Source organism: Pantoea graminicola, assembly GCF_048452665.1.
In the GTDB taxonomy this organism is placed as follows: domain Bacteria; phylum Pseudomonadota; class Gammaproteobacteria; order Enterobacterales; family Enterobacteriaceae; genus Pantoea.
This window is the reverse complement of the sequence record NZ_JBLWSJ010000005.1, coordinates 44,654-62,278: the sequence shown is the minus strand read 5'-3', so window position 1 is coordinate 62,278 and position 17,625 is coordinate 44,654. Positions and strand designations below refer to the sequence as shown.

At 55.9% G+C, this 17,625-nt stretch carries 12 protein-coding genes; 10 read left to right on the top strand and 2 right to left on the bottom strand.

Translation table 11 applies throughout. The features are described from left to right. Position 1 precedes the first annotated feature (1 nt). The 4 genes from ACNY69_RS13175 to pagP all read left to right on the top strand — a co-directional run bounded on the left by ACNY69_RS13175 (position 2) and on the right by pagP (position 6,406). Positions 2-2,356, top strand: coding sequence for a GNAT family N-acetyltransferase (locus ACNY69_RS13175; protein ID WP_418798661.1), 2,355 nt, complete (start codon positions 2-4; stop codon positions 2,354-2,356). A gap of 77 nt (positions 2,357-2,433) precedes the next feature. Further along, positions 2,434-3,663 carry an MFS transporter gene (locus ACNY69_RS13170; protein WP_418798658.1) on the top strand — a complete coding sequence of 410 codons (1,230 nt, stop codon included), beginning with the start codon at positions 2,434-2,436 and terminating at the stop codon, positions 3,661-3,663. Between the two features lie 428 nt (positions 3,664-4,091). Beyond that, positions 4,092-5,231, top strand: coding sequence for an amidohydrolase (locus ACNY69_RS13165; RefSeq protein ID WP_418798656.1), 1,140 nt, complete (start codon positions 4,092-4,094; stop codon positions 5,229-5,231). Between the two features lie 602 nt (positions 5,232-5,833). Beyond that, positions 5,834-6,406 carry a lipid IV(A) palmitoyltransferase PagP gene (pagP, locus tag ACNY69_RS13160; RefSeq protein ID WP_418798654.1) on the top strand — a complete coding sequence of 191 codons (573 nt, stop codon included), beginning with the start codon at positions 5,834-5,836 and terminating at the stop codon, positions 6,404-6,406. Positions 6,407-6,426: 20 nt separating this feature from the next. On the opposite strand, the gene ACNY69_RS13155 is transcribed toward pagP, so the two are convergent. Continuing rightward, the gene (locus ACNY69_RS13155; RefSeq protein ID WP_418798652.1) at positions 6,427-7,533 is read right to left on the bottom strand and encodes a tyrosine-type recombinase/integrase; all 1,107 of its coding nucleotides are present in this window, start codon (positions 7,531-7,533) and stop codon (positions 6,427-6,429) included. Between the two features lie 662 nt (positions 7,534-8,195). Continuing rightward, positions 8,196-9,305, bottom strand: a complete 1,110-nt coding sequence (locus tag ACNY69_RS13150) for an SDR family oxidoreductase (RefSeq protein ID WP_418798650.1) — start codon at positions 9,303-9,305, stop codon at positions 8,196-8,198. A 600-nt stretch (positions 9,306-9,905) separates the two neighbouring features. Here ACNY69_RS13150 and ACNY69_RS13145 point away from each other — a divergent pair. The 6 genes from ACNY69_RS13145 (at position 9,906) to ACNY69_RS13120 (ending at position 17,578) form a co-directional block, all read left to right on the top strand. Further along, positions 9,906-10,796, top strand: a complete 891-nt coding sequence (locus ACNY69_RS13145; protein ID WP_418798648.1) for a GNAT family protein — start codon at positions 9,906-9,908, stop codon at positions 10,794-10,796. A 163-nt stretch (positions 10,797-10,959) separates the two neighbouring features. Further along, positions 10,960-12,120: an efflux RND transporter periplasmic adaptor subunit gene (locus ACNY69_RS13140; RefSeq protein ID WP_418798647.1), complete on the top strand. Its 1,161-nt coding sequence runs from the start codon at positions 10,960-10,962 to the stop codon at positions 12,118-12,120. 1 nt (position 12,121) lies between these two features. Further along, on the top strand, positions 12,122-15,226 hold the full coding sequence (locus ACNY69_RS13135) for a multidrug efflux RND transporter permease subunit (RefSeq protein ID WP_418798646.1): 3,105 nt from the start codon (positions 12,122-12,124) through the stop codon (positions 15,224-15,226). Between the two features lie 172 nt (positions 15,227-15,398). Next, the gene (locus ACNY69_RS13130; protein ID WP_418798644.1) at positions 15,399-16,094 is read left to right on the top strand and encodes a response regulator; all 696 of its coding nucleotides are present in this window, start codon (positions 15,399-15,401) and stop codon (positions 16,092-16,094) included. Next, positions 16,091-17,179, top strand: a complete 1,089-nt coding sequence (locus ACNY69_RS13125; RefSeq protein WP_418798642.1) for an ATP-binding protein — start codon at positions 16,091-16,093, stop codon at positions 17,177-17,179. The genes ACNY69_RS13130 and ACNY69_RS13125 overlap by 4 nt, the downstream gene beginning before the upstream one ends. A gap of 168 nt (positions 17,180-17,347) precedes the next feature. After that, positions 17,348-17,578, top strand: a complete 231-nt coding sequence (locus ACNY69_RS13120) for a hypothetical protein (RefSeq protein WP_111138365.1) — start codon at positions 17,348-17,350, stop codon at positions 17,576-17,578. The last annotated feature ends 47 nt before the right edge of the window (positions 17,579-17,625 follow it).

The window sequence follows — 17,625 nt, the reverse complement described above, 5'->3', positions numbered from 1 at the left end:
GATGAACACACCACCGCTGTTTACCGCTGACCGTCCTGCCGGCCGGTTTACCCTGAGACCGATGCGTGAGAGCGATGCGCCCCTGATCCACAGCTGGGTCACCCGCGACTATGCCCGGTTCTGGGGAATGCAGTCACACAGTCTGGCGCAGGTTGCCGGGTTCTATCAGACGCTGACCGCCGCCGATCCTCATGCGGCGCTGATCGGCTGCTGCAACGACCAGCCGGTCTGTCTGATTGAGTGCTATCGCGCCTGTGATGACGAGATTGGGAAGTTCTATCCGGCCGCGCCTGATGATTATGGCATGCATATCCTGATAGCCCCTGCCAGCCAGCCGATTAAAGCCTTCAGCTGGCAGGTTTTCACCCTGGTCATGGACTACCTGTTCAGCCGCCCGGAGGTGAACCGCGTCGTCGTGGAGCCGGACGTGCGCAATGAGAAGATTCACGTCCTGAACCGGCGAGCCGGGTTCCGCTATCAGCACACCCTCGACCTGGGTCATAAAACCGCCTGGCTGGCCTTCTGCCAGCGGGAAGATTATCAACACGCGTTACTGCAGGAGTCGCAGACTATGGAAACCCCCGCTTCACTGACCGACGGCACCCATCTGACCGGCGAACACTGGACCCAGGCGAACCGCATGCTGATCCGCAAAGCGATTGCCGAGTTCGCCCATGAAAAAATTATCGCGCCACAGACCACGGGCGACGATGCGTATCAGCTGACGGTGCCGGGCGGTGAAGCCAGCTATCATTTCCGCGCCGCACGGCTGGCGCTGGATCACTGGGAGATTGACGCGGAATCGCTGCGCAAACAGGAGAACGGGCGCGCGCTGCCGCTGGATGCACTGCAGTTTATCGTTGAGTTCAACGCGGAGATTGGTATTCCGCAGCCGCTGCTGGCGACCTACATGGAGGAGATCAGCAGCACCCTGTGCAGCAGCGTCTATAAGCGTCAGAAACGTAATCCTGACAGCCAGGCGCTGGTCTCTGCCGATTTCCAGACGGTGGAAGCGGCGATGACCGAAGGACACCCCTGCTTTGTCGCCAATAACGGACGTATTGGCTTTGATGCCCGTGACTATCTGGCCTTTGCGCCGGAAGCCGCCGCGCCGGTTCACCTTATCTGGGTCGCCGTTCATCGCCGCAACGCCCACTTCGCCAGCCTCAGCGAACTGAGCTATGAGCAGCTGATGCGCGACGAACTGGGTGACAGCACGCTGAACGCGTTTATGTCGCAGTTAACCCGGAAAGGGCTGGCAGCCGAAGAGTATATCCTGATGCCGGTCCATCCGTGGCAGTGGAACAACAAGCTGCTGACGGTGTTTGCCGCAGACGTCGCCCGTCATGAGATCGTCTATCTCGGCTCCGGGGACGATGCGTATCAGGCGCAGCAGTCTATCCGCACCTTCTTTAACCGCAGCGCGCCATCGAAACGCTACGTCAAAACCGCCCTCTCCGTGCTCAACATGGGCTTTATGCGCGGCCTGTCGCCCTACTATATGGCGACCACTCCGGCCATTAATGGCTGGCTGGCCGCGCTGGTCGCCGGGGATGCGTGGCTGAAACGCTGCGATTTTCGCATCCTGCGGGAGGTGGCGGCGGTGGGTTATCACAATCGCGCTTACGAACAGGCGATCAAAGGAGACTCCGCCTATAAAAAGATGTTTGCTGCACTCTGGCGGGATAATCCGGCTGCCAGCCTGCAGCCGGGTCAGCGCCTGATGACCATGGCGGCATTCCTGCACGTCGATCAGCAGCAGCAGCCTCTGCTGCCCGCGCTGATCGCGGACTCCGGTCTCTCTGCCAGAGCGTGGATCGACCGCTATCTGACCTGCTACCTCAGCCCGCTGCTGCACTGCTTCTATCAGCATGATCTGGTGTTTATGCCGCACGGCGAAAACCTGATTATGCTGCTGGAGAATAACGTCCCGGTGGCGGCTTATATGAAGGATATTGGCGAGGAGATCGCCGTGATGAACCCGGACGCGGTACTGCCGGAGGGCGTGCAGCGTCTGGCGGTGGATGTGCCGGACGAGCTTAAGCTCCTGTCGATCTTCACCGATGTCTTTGACTGCATCTTCCGCTTTATCAGCGCGATCCTGCATCAGTCGCAGACGCTGCCGGAAGAGGCGTTCTGGCAGGCGGTGGCGCAGTGCGTGAAGGATTACCAGCAGGCGCACCCGGAACATGCCGCGAAGTTTGCGCGCTATGACATGTTCGCACCGGTGTTTACCCGCTCCTGCCTGAATCGTCTCCAGCTGGCAAATAATCAGCAGATGATCAACCTGGCCGATCCGGCTGAGAATCTGAAGTTTGCCGGAACACTGGATAACCCGATTGCCCGCTGGCGTTAATCGTTACACTGTCACACTTCCTCCGTGCGGCCACCCTGCTGGCCGCACGTTTTGCTGTTATTTCTCAGGTATTCATCATGACTTCCTTTCAACCGATCGCCCGGCTGACACGGCGACATCTGATCTTTCCGCTGTCGCTGGTGCTGTTCGAGTTTGCCACCTATATCGCCCATGACATGATCCAGCCGGGTATGCTGCTGGTGACCCAGGAGTTTAAGGTCGGGCCGGAGTGGGTTTCCGCCTCGCTGACCGCCTATCTGATGGGGGGCATTCTGCTGCAGTGGCTGCTCGGCCCGCTCTCGGATCGGGTTGGCCGCCGTCCTGTTCTGCTCAGTGGTGTGGCCTTTTTTATGTTCTCCTGCATCGCGACTCACTGGGTCACCTCGATTGAGCAGTTTATTCTGCTGCGTTTTCTCCAGGGTGTCAGCCTCTGCTTTATTGGCGCGGTGGGGTACGCGGCGATACAGGAGGCATTCGTCGAATCACTCAGCATCAGAATAATGGCGCTGATGGCGAATGTCGCCCTGCTGGCGCCGCTCGCCGGTCCGCTGGCGGGCGCGGCGTTTCTGACCGTGGGTGAGTGGCGCACGCTGTTCTGGCTGACGGGCGCCGTCGCAGCGCTGGCGCTGGCCGGCTTGTGGTACGCGATGCCGGAAACGTCGGGCGATCGAAAAAAACCGCTGTCGCTGGGGTCGATTATCAGCGGTTATGGCGCGCTGCTGAAAGATCGCCAGGTGATGCGCGGGTCGTTCGCTATCGGACTGGTCACCGTGCCCTGCATCGCCTGGGTGGCGTTATCCCCCGTGATATTAATGCACGGCGCGCAACTCAGCCGTATCGACTATGCGCTGCTGCAGTTGCCGGTTTTTGCCGCCATGATTGCGGGTAACCTGACGCTGGGACGCTTATCCAGCCGTCTGTCGATTGAACAGCCGATCAGGATCGGGGCCTGGCCGGTGGTCTGCGGGCTGATCGTCGCGGCAACCGCCACCGTGCTGAATGCGCAGAACTATCTGTGGCTCACCGCGGGCGTGAGTCTTTACGGCTTCGGCACCGGACTGGTCAATGCCGGACTTTACCGCATGACGCTTTTTTCCAGCCATGCCGGAAAAGGCAGCGTAGCCGCGATGGTGGGCATGGTGACGATTCTGATCATCGCGCTCGGCATTGAGGCCGCCAAAACGGCCTGGTTCAGTTACGGCAGCGGAGGGTTCAGCCTGGTGAACCTGATCTGCGGTCTGCTATGGCTGGGTCTGGTCAGCGCGTTTCTGCGCGCCGGTCAGCGCAGATTATGCGCGGAGTCGTAAGCAACCCGCGATAACAGGTTAATATAAGCGTATCGCGGAATGGCAGCCCCCTATTTGCCATTCCGCCTGCTGCACCCCACGAATAATCGCCTCCGGTTCCGCATTGATTAAATTCAGATAAGCTTTGACCAAATCGTTACTTTATCTGTGCGTTGCGTCATTCGATGATGATTCCCGCTGCCAGAGCAATGGATAACAAAGGAATTGATCATGAAGACGTTATTTCACCTCGTACCATCCGCACAGACGGGATTCTTATTTTGTCTGCCGGGACATACTCCCCTTCATGCGCCAGTCAGGGCGACTGACTGATTTAGCCGCCACCTTCTATTAACAGATATCTTCAGTCGTTACCTCCACGCTGAACCGAACATCAGTCTGCCGGAAAACGTCGCCTGTGCCTTTTCTGCAGAAATACAGGGATAAATATGACTTTGTCTTTAACTGAACAACTGGTGCAGTGGCGTCGCGAACTGCATCAGCACCCGGAACTCTCAAACCACGAATTTGCTACAACTGAACGTCTCGCCCGCTGGCTGGAGCAGGCCGGGATCCGGCTCTTGCCGCTCGGGCTGAAGACCGGTGTGGTAGCGGAAATCGGTCACGGCGAAGCCCTGATCGCGCTGCGCGCTGACATTGATGCCCTGCCGATTGAGGAGATCACCGATCGTCCCTGGCGTTCGCAGCAACCCGGCGTAATGCATGCCTGCGGTCACGACATTCACAGCGCCGTCATGCTCGGCGTGGCGTTGCAGCTGAAACAGCAGGAGGCCACGCTGCCGGGCCGCGTGCGGATTCTGTTTCAGCCCGCCGAAGAGACGTTTGAAGGTGCCCGTCAGCTGACAGAGGCGGGGGCGCTGGAGGGGGTGAAAGCGATATTCGGCCTGCATAATGCGCCAGAACTGCCACTGGGCACACTGCGCAGTCGCGCGGGGGCATTTTATGCCAATGTCGATCGCTTCGTGATCCGGGTTAACGGCAAAGGCGCCCATGCGGCGCGACCGCAGGAGGGCATCGATTCCATCGTGGTGGCCAGTCATATCGTGACGGCTCTGCAGACGCTGCCCAGCCGGGTATTCAGCTCGCTGGAGACGGTAGTGCTGAGCGTGACGCGCTTTACCGCCGGCAATACCTGGAATGTTCTGCCGCAGCACGTTGAGCTGGAAGGCACCGTGCGCACACACAATGGCGAGATCCGGGCGCAGATCCCCCACCGCATCCGGTCACTGATTCAGGGCATCGCCAGCGGATTTGGCGCCTCGGCAGAACTGGAATGGACGGAGGGACCGCCCGCACTGATCAATACGCCTCAATGGGTGGATGTCGCGCTGGAGGTGGCCCGCGAGAGCGGCTATCACGCAGAGCATGCCGCCTCACCGCAGATGGGCGGCGAGGATTTCGCTTTCTATCTGCAGCAGGTGCCGGGGGCGTTTGTCACTATCGGCAGTGCCAGTGAGTATGGCCTGCATCATGCCGCCTTTGATCCGGATGAAGCCTCGATCGCGCCTGCGGTTGACTACTTCACGCAACTGGTGCCGCGTGCGCTACAGATTGTGTCTGCGCAATGACGGGAAGAAACGCACTTACCTGAACTGCAATGGCCGCCACTTCAGGCATGTTGGCCGGCGTCGAGGCAACGCTGGCTGGCCGTCAGGGGAGGCGGACCGGCGCAGCCAATACGGTAAATTTCTGATTCCAGGGTTGTGAAGAGGGAGAGCGTTAATTTATCAATTATTTTTATACTTTATACGCGGCTGGCGGGATAACTTTGCCCTCGGCTCTGACCAGGCCGCGCTGCTTTTGTTCATGTCACCAAAGCCCTTTCGCAATACCCAGGACCGTGCTCTGGCGTTGATTCCCACCATTGAAGTAAATGAGAGATACACGCATTTATATTATCACTTCAATATCCTGTTAACAGAATTCGTTATTTCTTTTCAGATTGCGTCTGAATGTTGCTATGTGCAGGTGAATGAGACAGTGAGGTGGTTTCATTTGCTAAAGTCTGATGGCAGATAAATTATGAAACGAGGGTTTCCGCTTCGCTTAAATTCATTATAAAATCCTGTACTGGCCATCTATTGACCCGAAGTTGCCTCTCTTCGTGCAATAATGACCGCATTGGCACTTTTTTCTCTTATTAAATACCAGATATTGCAGGGATCCATACATGCGCAGAACATCGACTCTTAAAGCGCTGATGATGACAACGACCGTTTTCAGTGTTTTTCCGGCCCACTCTGCCACCCTCGTGCAGAATGTGAGCGCAGGCTGGAAAAGCTTCAGTGACAAGGTTGCCACGACCTGGCAGCAGCCACAGGGGATAGACTTCTATCTGCCCGCGATCACCTGGCATAACCGTGCCACCTACGATCGCGAACATATTAATAAATATAATGAAAGACCCTGGGGCGCAGGTGGCGGTATCTCCCGTTATGATGAGAAAGGAAACTGGAATGGCATCTACCTGATGGCGTTTAAAGACTCCTTTAATAAATGGGAACCCTTTGGCGGATATGGCTGGGTGGCCACCTGGCGTCCACTGGCCGACCAAAATTTTCACTGGGGCGCAGGTTACACGGCGGGTGTGACTGCGCGTGATAACTGGAAATATATCCCGGTGCCAGCCATTCTGCCGCTGGCTTCAGTCGGTTATGGCGATCTTGACTTCCAGATGACCTATATTCCCGGCACACATAATAACGGAAACGTCTATTTTGCGTGGCTGCGTTATCACTTCTGATCGGTAACCGCTGACCGGGATCAGCGCGACATCACCATGATGGAGAGTTCGCTGATCACCAGCGTCTCGCCATCGTAGCGATGTCGCAGCTGATGATAACTTTCACTCTCTGTAATCTGTTCAACCGCTTCTGATAAAGCATTCATGGCCTGCCGCATCTGGCTCAGATAGTCGTGGGTGTCATAAACCCGATCAATGCCCTCCAGCGCGTGATTCATAATTTTGCGGGCGACATCATTCGGTGTGTCGAGCGCAGAGAGTTTTGAACGCGCGGTACGGCGCAGGTCACGGGGAGTAAAAGCTTCAAGCCCCAGTCCGCGCGGGGCACGGATCATCCTGCGCAGCGCCTGATTCAGTGCGCCCTTTGAGAGCGGCTGCTGTGAATCACGTGGAGCGGGCACCAGCCAGGGCGAATCGGGATCGGCTGCGAGCAGCAGCGCCTCAATACACTTTTGCATCAGCGGCGATATCGGCAGCACATGTTCCCGCTGCGATTTATTGCGCGTGCCCTGCTTCCACAGGCCTGAGCGCAGATCGAACTCCGATTTCTGCGCCTGTACAATCTCATCCGGTCGCCGGGCGCTCACCAGACACAAACGCAGCGCCCAGCGCGCCTGCTCTGATAAGGCCCAGTTATCCAGACCGTGCCAGAAAACCCAGATTTCGGCGTCAGAGAGTTGCCGGCTGCGCGGCGGTGTTGTGCGACCGGCCACATCTCTTTTTTTCATCGAAGCGATGGGAGAATGATCGAGATACCCCTGCATCTCACACCAGGCAAGAAACTGTTTAGTCAGGGCAAAAACCCGGCGTGCTTCCTCCTTTTTGCCGTCGACAATCAGGATGTTATAAAGCCGGTTAAGGCGTAAGCGGTTCAGCGATTTGAGTGGCTGCGAACCGATCCCGGGCAGGACATGTTTCAGCAGCGTGGAGACGGCGATTTCGGGGCGTCGGCGGCTGACCAGCAGCGAGAGTTTTACCCAGACCTTCATCACCTGCTCTACCGTACCGTCATCGCCAAAATTATCCAGCTCACTAAGCGAAGCCGCCCTGACCTGCTCCAGCCAGATCAAAACATGGCGGCCGACATGTGCCGATCGCGCTGAGGCCGTTAATCGTTCCGTTGTCACATCCCTGCCTTCTGGTCACTGCAAAGAGGGGTATTCTAATCACTCTGTCCATGTGACTCCAGACCTATTAAGTCTGGAGTCACAATTCCGCGTTCTGGCGCAATCTGAGTATCTGGTAGCAGGATTGTGCAGGGTTGGTTCAGCGGAAAGATGACGTGATTTACTGGTATGAGAGTTTGCAGAGCGAGACCGATAAGGGTGAATGGTTGCGCTGGCGAGGTCCGTCAGCGCATCATCGACAGACGTGAATAAACCAGGTTAATAAAACGAACTGGATGAAAATTTTGTGATGGCTGTAACAGTGCCTGCCAGGCTAAAACTAAGGTTGTCTCCCTATACTGCAATGAATACGAACACCAACACCAGTGCAAAGCTACAAACAATAACAATCCCTGCGATACGATTAGCCCGCCCTGTGCGGGCTTTTTTTTCTGAAGCGGTAAGTGTCATGCCGGGAAATAGTGTCATACGGCCCCGGGCACTTATACGGCTGACGCTGTCAAAGGAAACGGATGAGATGCGCTGGCGTGAAGGAATAGTGAGAAGGGGTCCGGATGAGGCGCGCGTTCATGGGGTGATCGGAATCAGCGTAACGCCTGAATAAGCAGAGGCGTCGGGTTTCCGTATAGCGGGCAGCCTGTGAAGCAGGCTGCCCTTTGTCCCTATTTGAAGTCAACCTGCATCAGTTCAGCGATGGTCGCATTGCGGGTCGTTGAGACGCAGCGATCCAGATAATCGGTGAATCGCGAGGGCTTGCCCATGCCAAGCTGCATAAGTTTTGAGTTGTCAAAGACCACATTCAGATTAGAGAAATGGCCATAAAGGTTCATGGCACGCAACATGATCCGTTCGTTGCAGGGACCAAACAGATCCCTGAAGCTTCTTCTGCTCTCAGAAAGCTGTTTATAAGAGACTTTCTGATAATCCTCACCCAGTGCGCGTTTGCCGGATGCTTTAGCCATCGCCTCATCAATTTCCGCGAATGTCACGCTGCTCTGAGTACCGGCAGAAATATGGATCACTTCATTAATAACCTTTTCGGCATCAAGAAGCAGTACCAGCGCATCTGCACAGAAATCTACGGGAACCACGTCGATACGATCGTCGAGGTTGCAGGTGAATTTCCCTAATGCCAGCGCCATACGGAAGACCCAGAAAATACTGGCTGAAGGCAGACAACCCTGATCCGAGTGCCCCACCACAATCGACGGGCGGGCAATTACCAGCGGCAGTCCCGGCAGCTGCTCTGTCATCATCTTTTCAATGGTGGCCTTACTCCAGGTGTACTCAACAACATGCTGATCCCGGCTGGAGTCCAGCCAGCTCTCCCTGACCAGCGATCCCGGTTCCGGCGCACATGACATCGCGGTGCCGACATGGATAAATTTCGCCAGGCCAGCCACGCGGCTCATGCGTTCAGCAAACCTGAATGTGCCGTCCACATTCACCTTCCAGATTGACGGATTTTTGCCAAATGAGGCTACGGCGGCACAGTTAATGACATGCGTGACCTCATCAAGCCGTGAGTCGTCAATAAAGTTTTCCGGTACTGCCAGGTCGCCCAGAATAATATTGTCGGGGGTGACTGAGTTAATTAATGCTTCATTCAGGCCAAAATTGACAAGATTAGCTTTAAGCCGGTTTAACCCCTCATCAACGGTTTTGCCTCTGACCAGCAGCAGCAGTCGATCCTTAACGCTGTTTTGTAATAAGTTTGCGACGACCGCTCCGCCTAGAAACCCTGTAGAACCGGTAATGAGTATGTTTTTCATAATGGTATCATTCATTTTGGTTGATTAAAGAAAAGCATTAAAACAATGACTTTCCGTTCAGAAAAACAATTCAAAACAGTAGATGAATTGTCGCTAAAATATTCTGCAGGTGCAGCGTCGTACCAGGGCAGAGTCACCCCGCGCTGATACAGGTAAACGAATCACGCAATACTTCCGTCCAGTATAAAGACGGTCATTAACCGGAAGTTAAACAAACCAAAAAATTCACAAAGTTTTTTTCATTTAAATTCCGTTTATCTTTCTGGCAACACGACCGGGCGTTTAATAACTTTGCCTGTTGCTGACCTGCCGGCTGATTTGAACAAAATTACTCATTTTGAATCAAGTTTTATTTAAACTTTTTTTGCTGAACTTAGTGAGAGTTTTATAAATGAACGCTGCGATCTCGCTTATTTATGGAGAGAGGGTTTAGCGTGTGTGTAGAACATGTGTAGAGGTTAAACAAAGACGTTTTACTGTCTCTGGTTATTCTTTTGTTTACCGCCCGTTTAATTAAGATGAATTACATCCTTACCCGTTATGCACTTCCCGCGGCGGGATCGTCGGGTGACGCATCAGATTTCATTTAAGAGAGCAGGCATGCTGACTACACATTTAAAACTTAAAAAAACCGGCTGGGAAGAGTGCGAGGCCTCGGCCTACGCTCAGATTTACACGGCGTTCGGCGGAAGCATATGCACCCATCCCCGCGTTCTTGCTTATCTTGAAGAGCGGGAAGGCGTCGCGATTCAGTACTATCTGAAAAAGGTCAATGGCCACGCTGTCGCCGCTATTTTTTCCCTGAATGGTTCGCTGGAATATAAAAAATCCAGCCTGCCCTTTGTTTTTGACGATATTATTCTGCCGATTAAGGCGGGAGCAAAAATTATCCTGCCTTTCAGAACAAAGCGGTTATCGCCGCATTCTCAGGGCGTAATAATGAATAGCATCCGTCATAATCTCTTCAAGAAAAAAATGGCCCATATCAAACCTGACTTCTCCGTTAAAACGGCAAAGAAGCGTACGGGAGAGGTACGGCGATTCAGAAAAATGGGCGGCACGGTCGAAGATGTCTCCGCTTTTTCGCCGGCGGAGCTGGCTGCGATTTATCAGCGCCTGTTCGATCTCCGCTGGCAGAACCAGCTTAAATGCACGGATCTCCACATTCTGACGGAAACCGTCACCCTGTTCAGGGAGATGATTTTTGGTAAAATCTTATTTATCAACGACTCACCCTGTGCGTTTGATCTCAATTATAAAGTCGAGTGTCCCGACTGGTATTATTTTGAAGATTTCAATGGCGGCATGGATCCGCAGTTCAGATCTATTGGCATCGGCTCTGTTTTACTATGGGAAAATATTCTCCAGGCTAAAGCGTTAGCCGCCTCATCCGAGAAGAAATGTATTTTCTCCCTGGGCGCCTACAACCCCGCCTGGCACTACAAACAACAGTGGTGCGATATTATGCCTTCGGGGCGCACGCTTTTCTGAAACTGAACAGCGGCGTTTCTGCCCGGCTGACAGAGAGGCTGTCGGCCGGTTTTTCACCATCAGAATAAAAAAGTCACTTCTACACACAATCTCCACACACCCTCGACGGCAAATAAACGCGACTTCGTTACGATTGCGCATCCCTTAATAAAACGAGATGCCCATGTTCGTCCCCAAACTGTTTTCGCTGCCTTTCATCCTGCTTGCACTGGTTGCCGTACTGACGGGCTGTGATGATGATGCCAGCGCCGATGCCAATGCTGCCGATCCGCAGGTTGCTGTTGCGGTGGTCCAGCCTCAGGTTTTATCCGTTTACGAAACGCTTCCGGGGCGCGTGAATGCACTTCGCACGGCTGAGATACGCGCCCAGGTGAATGGCGTCATTGAGCGTCGTCTGTTTGAGCAGGGTGCCGAAGTGAAAAAGGGTGAACCTCTTTTTCAGATCAACGCGGCCCCCTTTGCGGCCGAGGTGGAGAACGCGCGGGCTGGCTTACTGCGGGCCCAGGCCGCGAACGACAGAGCACAACAGCAGGCTGCCCGCCTGCGTAAACTGACCGGAACAGGTGCGATAAGTCGTCAAAGTTACGATGATGCTGTCGCCGCTGCCCGCCAGGCGGCCGCCGATGTCGCGCAGGCCAGTGCGACACTGAAGCGCAAAATGCTCGATTTACGCTTTGCCACGGTCGAGGCCCCGATATCGGGCCGCATTGACCAGGCGCTGGTTTCTGAAGGCGCCTATGTCACGCCGGGCGACAGCAGCCCTCTGGCTCGTCTTTATCAGACAGACCCGATCTATGTGGATGTCTATCAACCTGCCGAAGTTTATCAGCAGCTGCGCAGACAGGTGGCCAGCCCGCAGAATGCCACAACTGGCTTGCCGGTTAAGCTCTTTTTGCCGGATGGCACGGCTTACAGCCAGACTGGCCGAATCCTGTTTTCCGGCATGAGCGTGGATACCAGTACAGGCCAGGTGCTGGTGCGCATCGAAGTCAGTAATCCCGACCGCGAACTGCTGCCGGGCATGTTCGTGCGGGTGCAGGTTCCACGCCAGCATTACGATGACGCCCTGATGGTGCCTGAACAGGCTGTTTCACGCCAGGATGACAAAGCCGTGGTCTGGGTGATTGACGATCAGCAGCAGGCGCACCCGCTCAGCGTCCGCGTGGGCGAGCAGGTTAACGGAGGCTATCGCATCGCCGGGGGATTACCGCCTGGCAGTCGTGTTGTCGTTAAGGGCATAGATAAACTAAGCGATGGCACCCGCGTTGCCGCAGTGGTATCAGGCATTTCTCCTGTTAACCTGACCCTGCAGGAGAAAGAGTAAAATGGCTCAGTTTTTTATCAGACGCCCGATTTTCGCCTGGGTCGTTGCGCTGTTCATTGTTCTGTTCGGCATCATGGCCCTGACACAGCTCCCGGTGGCCCGTTATCCCTCCGTGGCTCCTGTCAATGTCACTATTTCCGCCACCTGGGCCGGGGCCTCGCCACAGACGATGAACGATTCGGTTGTCAGTCTGATTGAACGCGAACTCTCCGGCGTTAAGAACCTGCTCTATTTTGAATCATCGACAGACACCTCAGGTCAGGCAACGATTACCGTTACCTTTAAACCCGGAACGAATGCCGAACTGGCGCAGGTCGATGTCCAGAACCGCATTAAAACGGTGGAATTCCGCCTGCCGCAGGCCGTGCGGCAGAACGGTCTGCAGGTTGAATCCGCCGATACCGGTTTTCTGATGATCATCAGCCTCACCTCAAAAACCGGCAAAACGGACAGTGAAGCGTTAAGTGACTACATGGCCAGAAACGTGGTTGAAGAACTGCGCAGGCTGCCAGGCGTGGGCCGTGTTCAGCTCTTTGGCGCAGAAAGCGCCCTGCGCGTCTGGGTCGATCCGGTGAAGCTGCTCTCATTTAACCTGACGATGAATGACATCGCTGCCGCCATCACACAGCAGAATGCGCAAATAGCGCCGGGACGCATCGGCGACGAACCGGCGCTGCCGGGTCAGATGGTCACTCTGCCCCTGACGGTAGAGGGTCAGCTGACCACCCCGGCAGCCTTTGGCAATATTGTCCTGCGTGCGCACAAAGATGGTGCCAGCGTCAAACTCTCTGATGTCGCCAGAGTGGAATATGGATCGCAGACCTATAGCATGATGATGCGTGAAAACGGACAGCACTCTACCGGTGCGGCCATTATGCTCGCGCCCGGGGCCAACGCCGTGAAAACCGCAGAAGCCCTGTCGGCCCGGATGCAGACGCTGAGTCTCTCCATACCTGAGGATATCCGGTATGCCACCCCTTTCAATACGGCACCGTTCGTAAAGCTCTCAATCGGGAAGGTCATCCACACCCTTCTCGAAGCGATGGTGCTGGTTTTCGTGGTGATGTATCTGTTTTTGCAGAACATCAGGTATACCTTCATTCCGGCCATTGTCGCGCCGATTGCGTTACTGGGCACGCTATCCGTCATGCTGCTCGCTGGCTTCTCCGTCAATGTGCTGACCATGTTCGGGCTGGTACTGGCCATCGGCATCATTGTCGATGACGCCATCGTGGTGGTTGAAAACGTGGAACGCCTGATGCGCGAGGAAAAACTCGGCCCGCAGGAAGCCACTTCACGCGCGATGCGCGAGATAACCGGTGCCATCATCGGTATTACGCTGGTACTGACTGCGGTTTTCATTCCTGTGGGCTTTGCAGGCGGTTCCGTCGGCATTATCTATCGGCAGTTTGCACTCTCCATCGCCACCGCGATTCTTTTTTCCGCGCTGCTGGCGCTGTCGCTGACCCCGGCACTCTGCGCCACGCTGCTGCGAATGCCCGACGATCACGCCAGCGGCGGTTTTTTTGGCGGATTTAACCGGGCGTTAGCGCGACTGACCCAGCGCTATTCAGGCTGGACAGCCACGATCCTCAGACGCTCAGGCCGCATGCTGCTGGTCTATATCGCGCTGTGCGCCGGAACGGCGATCGCTTTCAGTCAGCTCTCTTCCGCATTTTTGCCCGAGGAGGATCAGGGCTACTTTATGACAGCGTTTCAGCTACCGGCCGAAGCGACACAGCAGCGGACGCTGGCGGTCGTGAAAAAATATGAAGAGGCTGTCGGTGCACGCCCGGCTGTCGACACTAATCAATCCATTCTGGGATTCGGGTTTTCGGGTGCCGGAGCCAACACCGCACTGACTTTTACGGTACTGAAAGAGGGGAAGGATCGCGGTAACAGCTCGACGCTGCAGGAAGTCAGATTCGCCGAAGAGGCGATGCGTGATAGTCCCGAGGGAACCATCATGACGATGATGCCCCCGGCTATCGAGGAGCTGGGAACCTCTTCCGGCTTTACGCTGCGGCTGGAGGATCGTGCCGGTCGGGGCTCTGCGGCGCTGGAAGCCGCGCAGCAGCAGCTACTGCAGCTTGCCGCCAGCAGCCGCAAAGTGACTCAGGTTTATGCAGACGGTCTGCCGCCCGGCAAGAGTATCCGGCTGGACATCGATCGTGAAAAAGCCAGTGCCATGGGTGTTTCATTTGCCAGTATCAGCGACACCCTCTCTGCCGCCATGGGGTCGCTCTACGTCAACGACTATCCGAACAGAGGCCGTATGCAGCAGGTTATCATCCAGGCCGAGGCGAAAGATCGAATGCAGATAGATGACATTCTCAACCTCTATGTCCGCAACAGTGATGACAGAATGGTCGCTCTGAAGAGCTTTATCACGCCGACAGCCTCTTCCTCGCCGCTTCAGCAGGTCCGCTATCAGGGCTATCCGGCGATGCGACTCTCCGGCAGTGCAGCCCCGGGTGTCTCAAGCGGTGATGCCATGAAAGAGATGGAATCGCTGGCCAGACAGTTGCCTGCAGGATTCGCAATCGAATGGACAGGACAATCGTTGCAGGAGCAGCAGTCCGCTGCGCAGGCACCGATGCTGATGGCGCTCTCCATCCTGGTGATCTTCCTGGTGTTAGCCGCGCTGTATGAGAGCTGGGCCATTCCGCTTTCCGTGCTGATGGTCATTCCGCTGGGGATCGCCGGAGCTGTCACTGCTGTAATGATGCGCGGGTTGCCGGATGACGTCTTCTTCAAAGTCGGACTGATTACGGTGATTGGCCTGTCGGCCAAAAACGCGGTGCTGATCGTCGAGTTTGCCCGGCAGCTTCACCAGGAGGGCCGGAGCCTGCGGGATGCGGCGATAACGGCGGCCCGGATGCGGCTGCGTCCGATCATCATGACCTCGCTGGCGTTCGGGCTGGGTGTGGTGCCGTTGATTATCGCGTCCGGCCCGGCCAGTGAAATCCAGCATGCTATCGGAACCGGCGTTTTTGGCGGGATCATCAGTGCCACGCTGCTGGCCATCCTGTTTGTCCCGCTGTTTTTTGTCGTTGTCATGATGCTGGCAGACAGACTGAAAGGAAAAGGAAAGCCCGCAGAGTAACCGGATCTATCGGGCCTGCTTTATAACTTCCCGAAGCTGATATGATGATGCTGCATCTTTGCTGATGCAGTTCACCGGAAAAACAGCATAGTTTCCGCATAGCAATAAGCTCCGTAATCCCCCGGCTGGCCGTTCAGCGCCTGCCGGGGGGTCTGACGAAGACAGGATACTCATGGACAATAGCGATATTTTAATCGTCGAAGATGATGTGGAGATAGCCGCCATTCTGACTGCCTACCTGCAGAATGGCGGCTATACCGTCAGCCATGCGGAAAACGGCGCCCTGGGGCTGGCGTACTGCGCAACCGCTTCACCGCAGCTGATCATACTGGATGTTCGTATGCCGGTGATGGATGGCTGGCAGTTTCTGGCGGAGATCCGTCGGCGCGGCGACACGCCGGTTATTATGCTGACGGCAAACGACGACGATGTGGATAAACTCTCTGCGCTGCGCATTGGTGCCGATGATTACGTGGTTAAGCCGTTTAATCCTGCTGAGGTAGTCGCGCGGGTGCAGGCGGTGCTGCGACGCACCCAGGCTGTGACCCGTTCAGACGATGTTTTATCTTCCCGTTCCCTCTCCATCAATGTGCGGCAGCACAGCGTCATCATCAAAGCTGAGGGGATCGACATTGCATCCCGCCTGACCACTACCGAGTTCAGGCTGATCACCCATTTTGTCCGCGAGCCTAACCGGGTCTTCAGCCGGGATGAACTGCTGGAGGCCTGCTTCCCTGAGGGGGATACCCTGCCGCGAACGGTAGATAGCCATATCAGTAAGTTACGCAGGAAACTCGATGACGCGGGGGTGTCCGGGCTGCTGCAGAACGTGCGCGGTTTCGGTTATCGTCTGGGAGAGGGTAAATGAAACGTCGGAGCCTCAGTCAGCAGCTGAACTGGCTGATCGTCAGGGTCACGCTCTATTCATTCGTGACCTCTTTTGCCACTTATACGCTCGCGCCGACCGTTATCGGCCTGTTTTCAGGTGAGCTGTTGCCACTCGATCTGGATGTGGGAACCACCAGTGACTGGCTCACGATGCTGGTCTCCACGCTGCTGACCATCGCCGTCTCCGTTTTCTTCTCTGCCCGCTTCGCGCGCCAGATGGTCGTGCCCCTGGAATCCCTGACGCACAGCGCCAGACGGGTGGCGGAGGGCGACCTGAGTGCGCGTGCCAGCGAAGGGGCGATAGAGATTGGCGAGATAAATGCACTGGTAAAAGACTTCAACCGTATGGCGGCCGCCCTGGAGAACCTTTCGCAGAACAGCCAGACCTGGAACGCCGCCATTGCTCATGAGCTGCGTACCCCGGTGACGATACTGCGCGGACGGCTTCAGGGGTTAGCAGAGGGTATCTTTGCGCCCGATCAGAAGCTTTTCGTCAGTCTGATCCATCAGACCGAGGGCCTGACGCGCTTAATCGAGGATCTGAGAACCCTGAGTCTGGCGCAGTCGGGCCATCTGCATATGCACTATGGGCAGGTGAACATCCAGAGTGAGATCGCGTCGCTGGCAGAACTGGTCAGGGCGGATTTCAAAACCAGTCATCACTCCTTAGTACTGAAAATCAGTCCGGCAACCATCGAATGTGATGCCTCACGCTTCAGACAGGTGCTGCTGGCCTTTCTGGAGAATGCCCGCCGTTATGCTGTGCCAGGCATCATAATGATCGCCTGTGAAGAGGATGCCGGTGGTGTTGTGGTGCATATCGATGACGAAGGCCCTGGCATCGACCCGGCGTTCGCCCTCACCGTCTGGGATGCCTTTGTGCGCACTGATGATTCACGGTCACGCCAGAGCGGCGGCACCGGATTAGGGCTGGCGGTAGTGAAAGCGATTGTGCTGGCGCAGGGCGGGCACGTCTCCTGCAACAGCAACGCGCTGGGAGGCACCCGCTTTTCATTCTGGCTGCCCGCCACCAGGCCTGGCGTGATAGCGGCTGGCGAGGAATAACACACCGGCCAGCCACCGGAAGACAGCCCTCCGTCCTCTCTGTGAGCGAAAAGCGTAACCACAGGTAACTAACGTCGTGATTCCTGTATCCCGGCCAGCACAACGCTCACCGGATCGCTATGCTCCGCTGAGTTCAACGTGCAACTATGACTACCAGGATATCCAGTGATGAAAAAATTATCAGTGATTGTGATGGCGACCGGTCTGTTTTTGTCTGTGAATATGCAGGCTAATGCCGAAGGGTGCCTGAAAGGCGCGGCCGTGGGCGGCGTAGCAGGTCATGTTGCTCATCATGGCGTGGCTGGCGCTGCGGCAGGCTGCGCAGTCGGTCACCATATGGCGAAGAAGAAACAGAAAGAGGCAGAAAAAAACCAGCAGGCTCAGCAGGCGCAGAAATAAGCGGCCCCGTGACATGGTAATGTGTACGCTGATGGCCCGGTCCGGGT

Coding starts and splice junctions, on each gene's coding strand:
- ACNY69_RS13175 (WP_418798661.1), top strand. CDS start 2: ATGAACACACCACCGCTGTTTACCGCTGACCGTCCTGCCGGCCGGTTT.
- ACNY69_RS13170 (WP_418798658.1), top strand. CDS start 2,434: ATGACTTCCTTTCAACCGATCGCCCGGCTGACACGGCGACATCTGATC.
- ACNY69_RS13165 (WP_418798656.1), top strand. CDS start 4,092: ATGACTTTGTCTTTAACTGAACAACTGGTGCAGTGGCGTCGCGAACTG.
- pagP (WP_418798654.1), top strand. CDS start 5,834: ATGCGCAGAACATCGACTCTTAAAGCGCTGATGATGACAACGACCGTT.
- ACNY69_RS13150 (WP_418798650.1), bottom strand. CDS start 9,305: ATGAAAAACATACTCATTACCGGTTCTACAGGGTTTCTAGGCGGAGCG.
- ACNY69_RS13145 (WP_418798648.1), top strand. CDS start 9,906: ATGCTGACTACACATTTAAAACTTAAAAAAACCGGCTGGGAAGAGTGC.
- ACNY69_RS13140 (WP_418798647.1), top strand. CDS start 10,960: ATGTTCGTCCCCAAACTGTTTTCGCTGCCTTTCATCCTGCTTGCACTG.
- ACNY69_RS13135 (WP_418798646.1), top strand. CDS start 12,122: ATGGCTCAGTTTTTTATCAGACGCCCGATTTTCGCCTGGGTCGTTGCG.
- ACNY69_RS13130 (WP_418798644.1), top strand. CDS start 15,399: ATGGACAATAGCGATATTTTAATCGTCGAAGATGATGTGGAGATAGCC.
- ACNY69_RS13125 (WP_418798642.1), top strand. CDS start 16,091: ATGAAACGTCGGAGCCTCAGTCAGCAGCTGAACTGGCTGATCGTCAGG.
- ACNY69_RS13120 (WP_111138365.1), top strand. CDS start 17,348: ATGAAAAAATTATCAGTGATTGTGATGGCGACCGGTCTGTTTTTGTCT.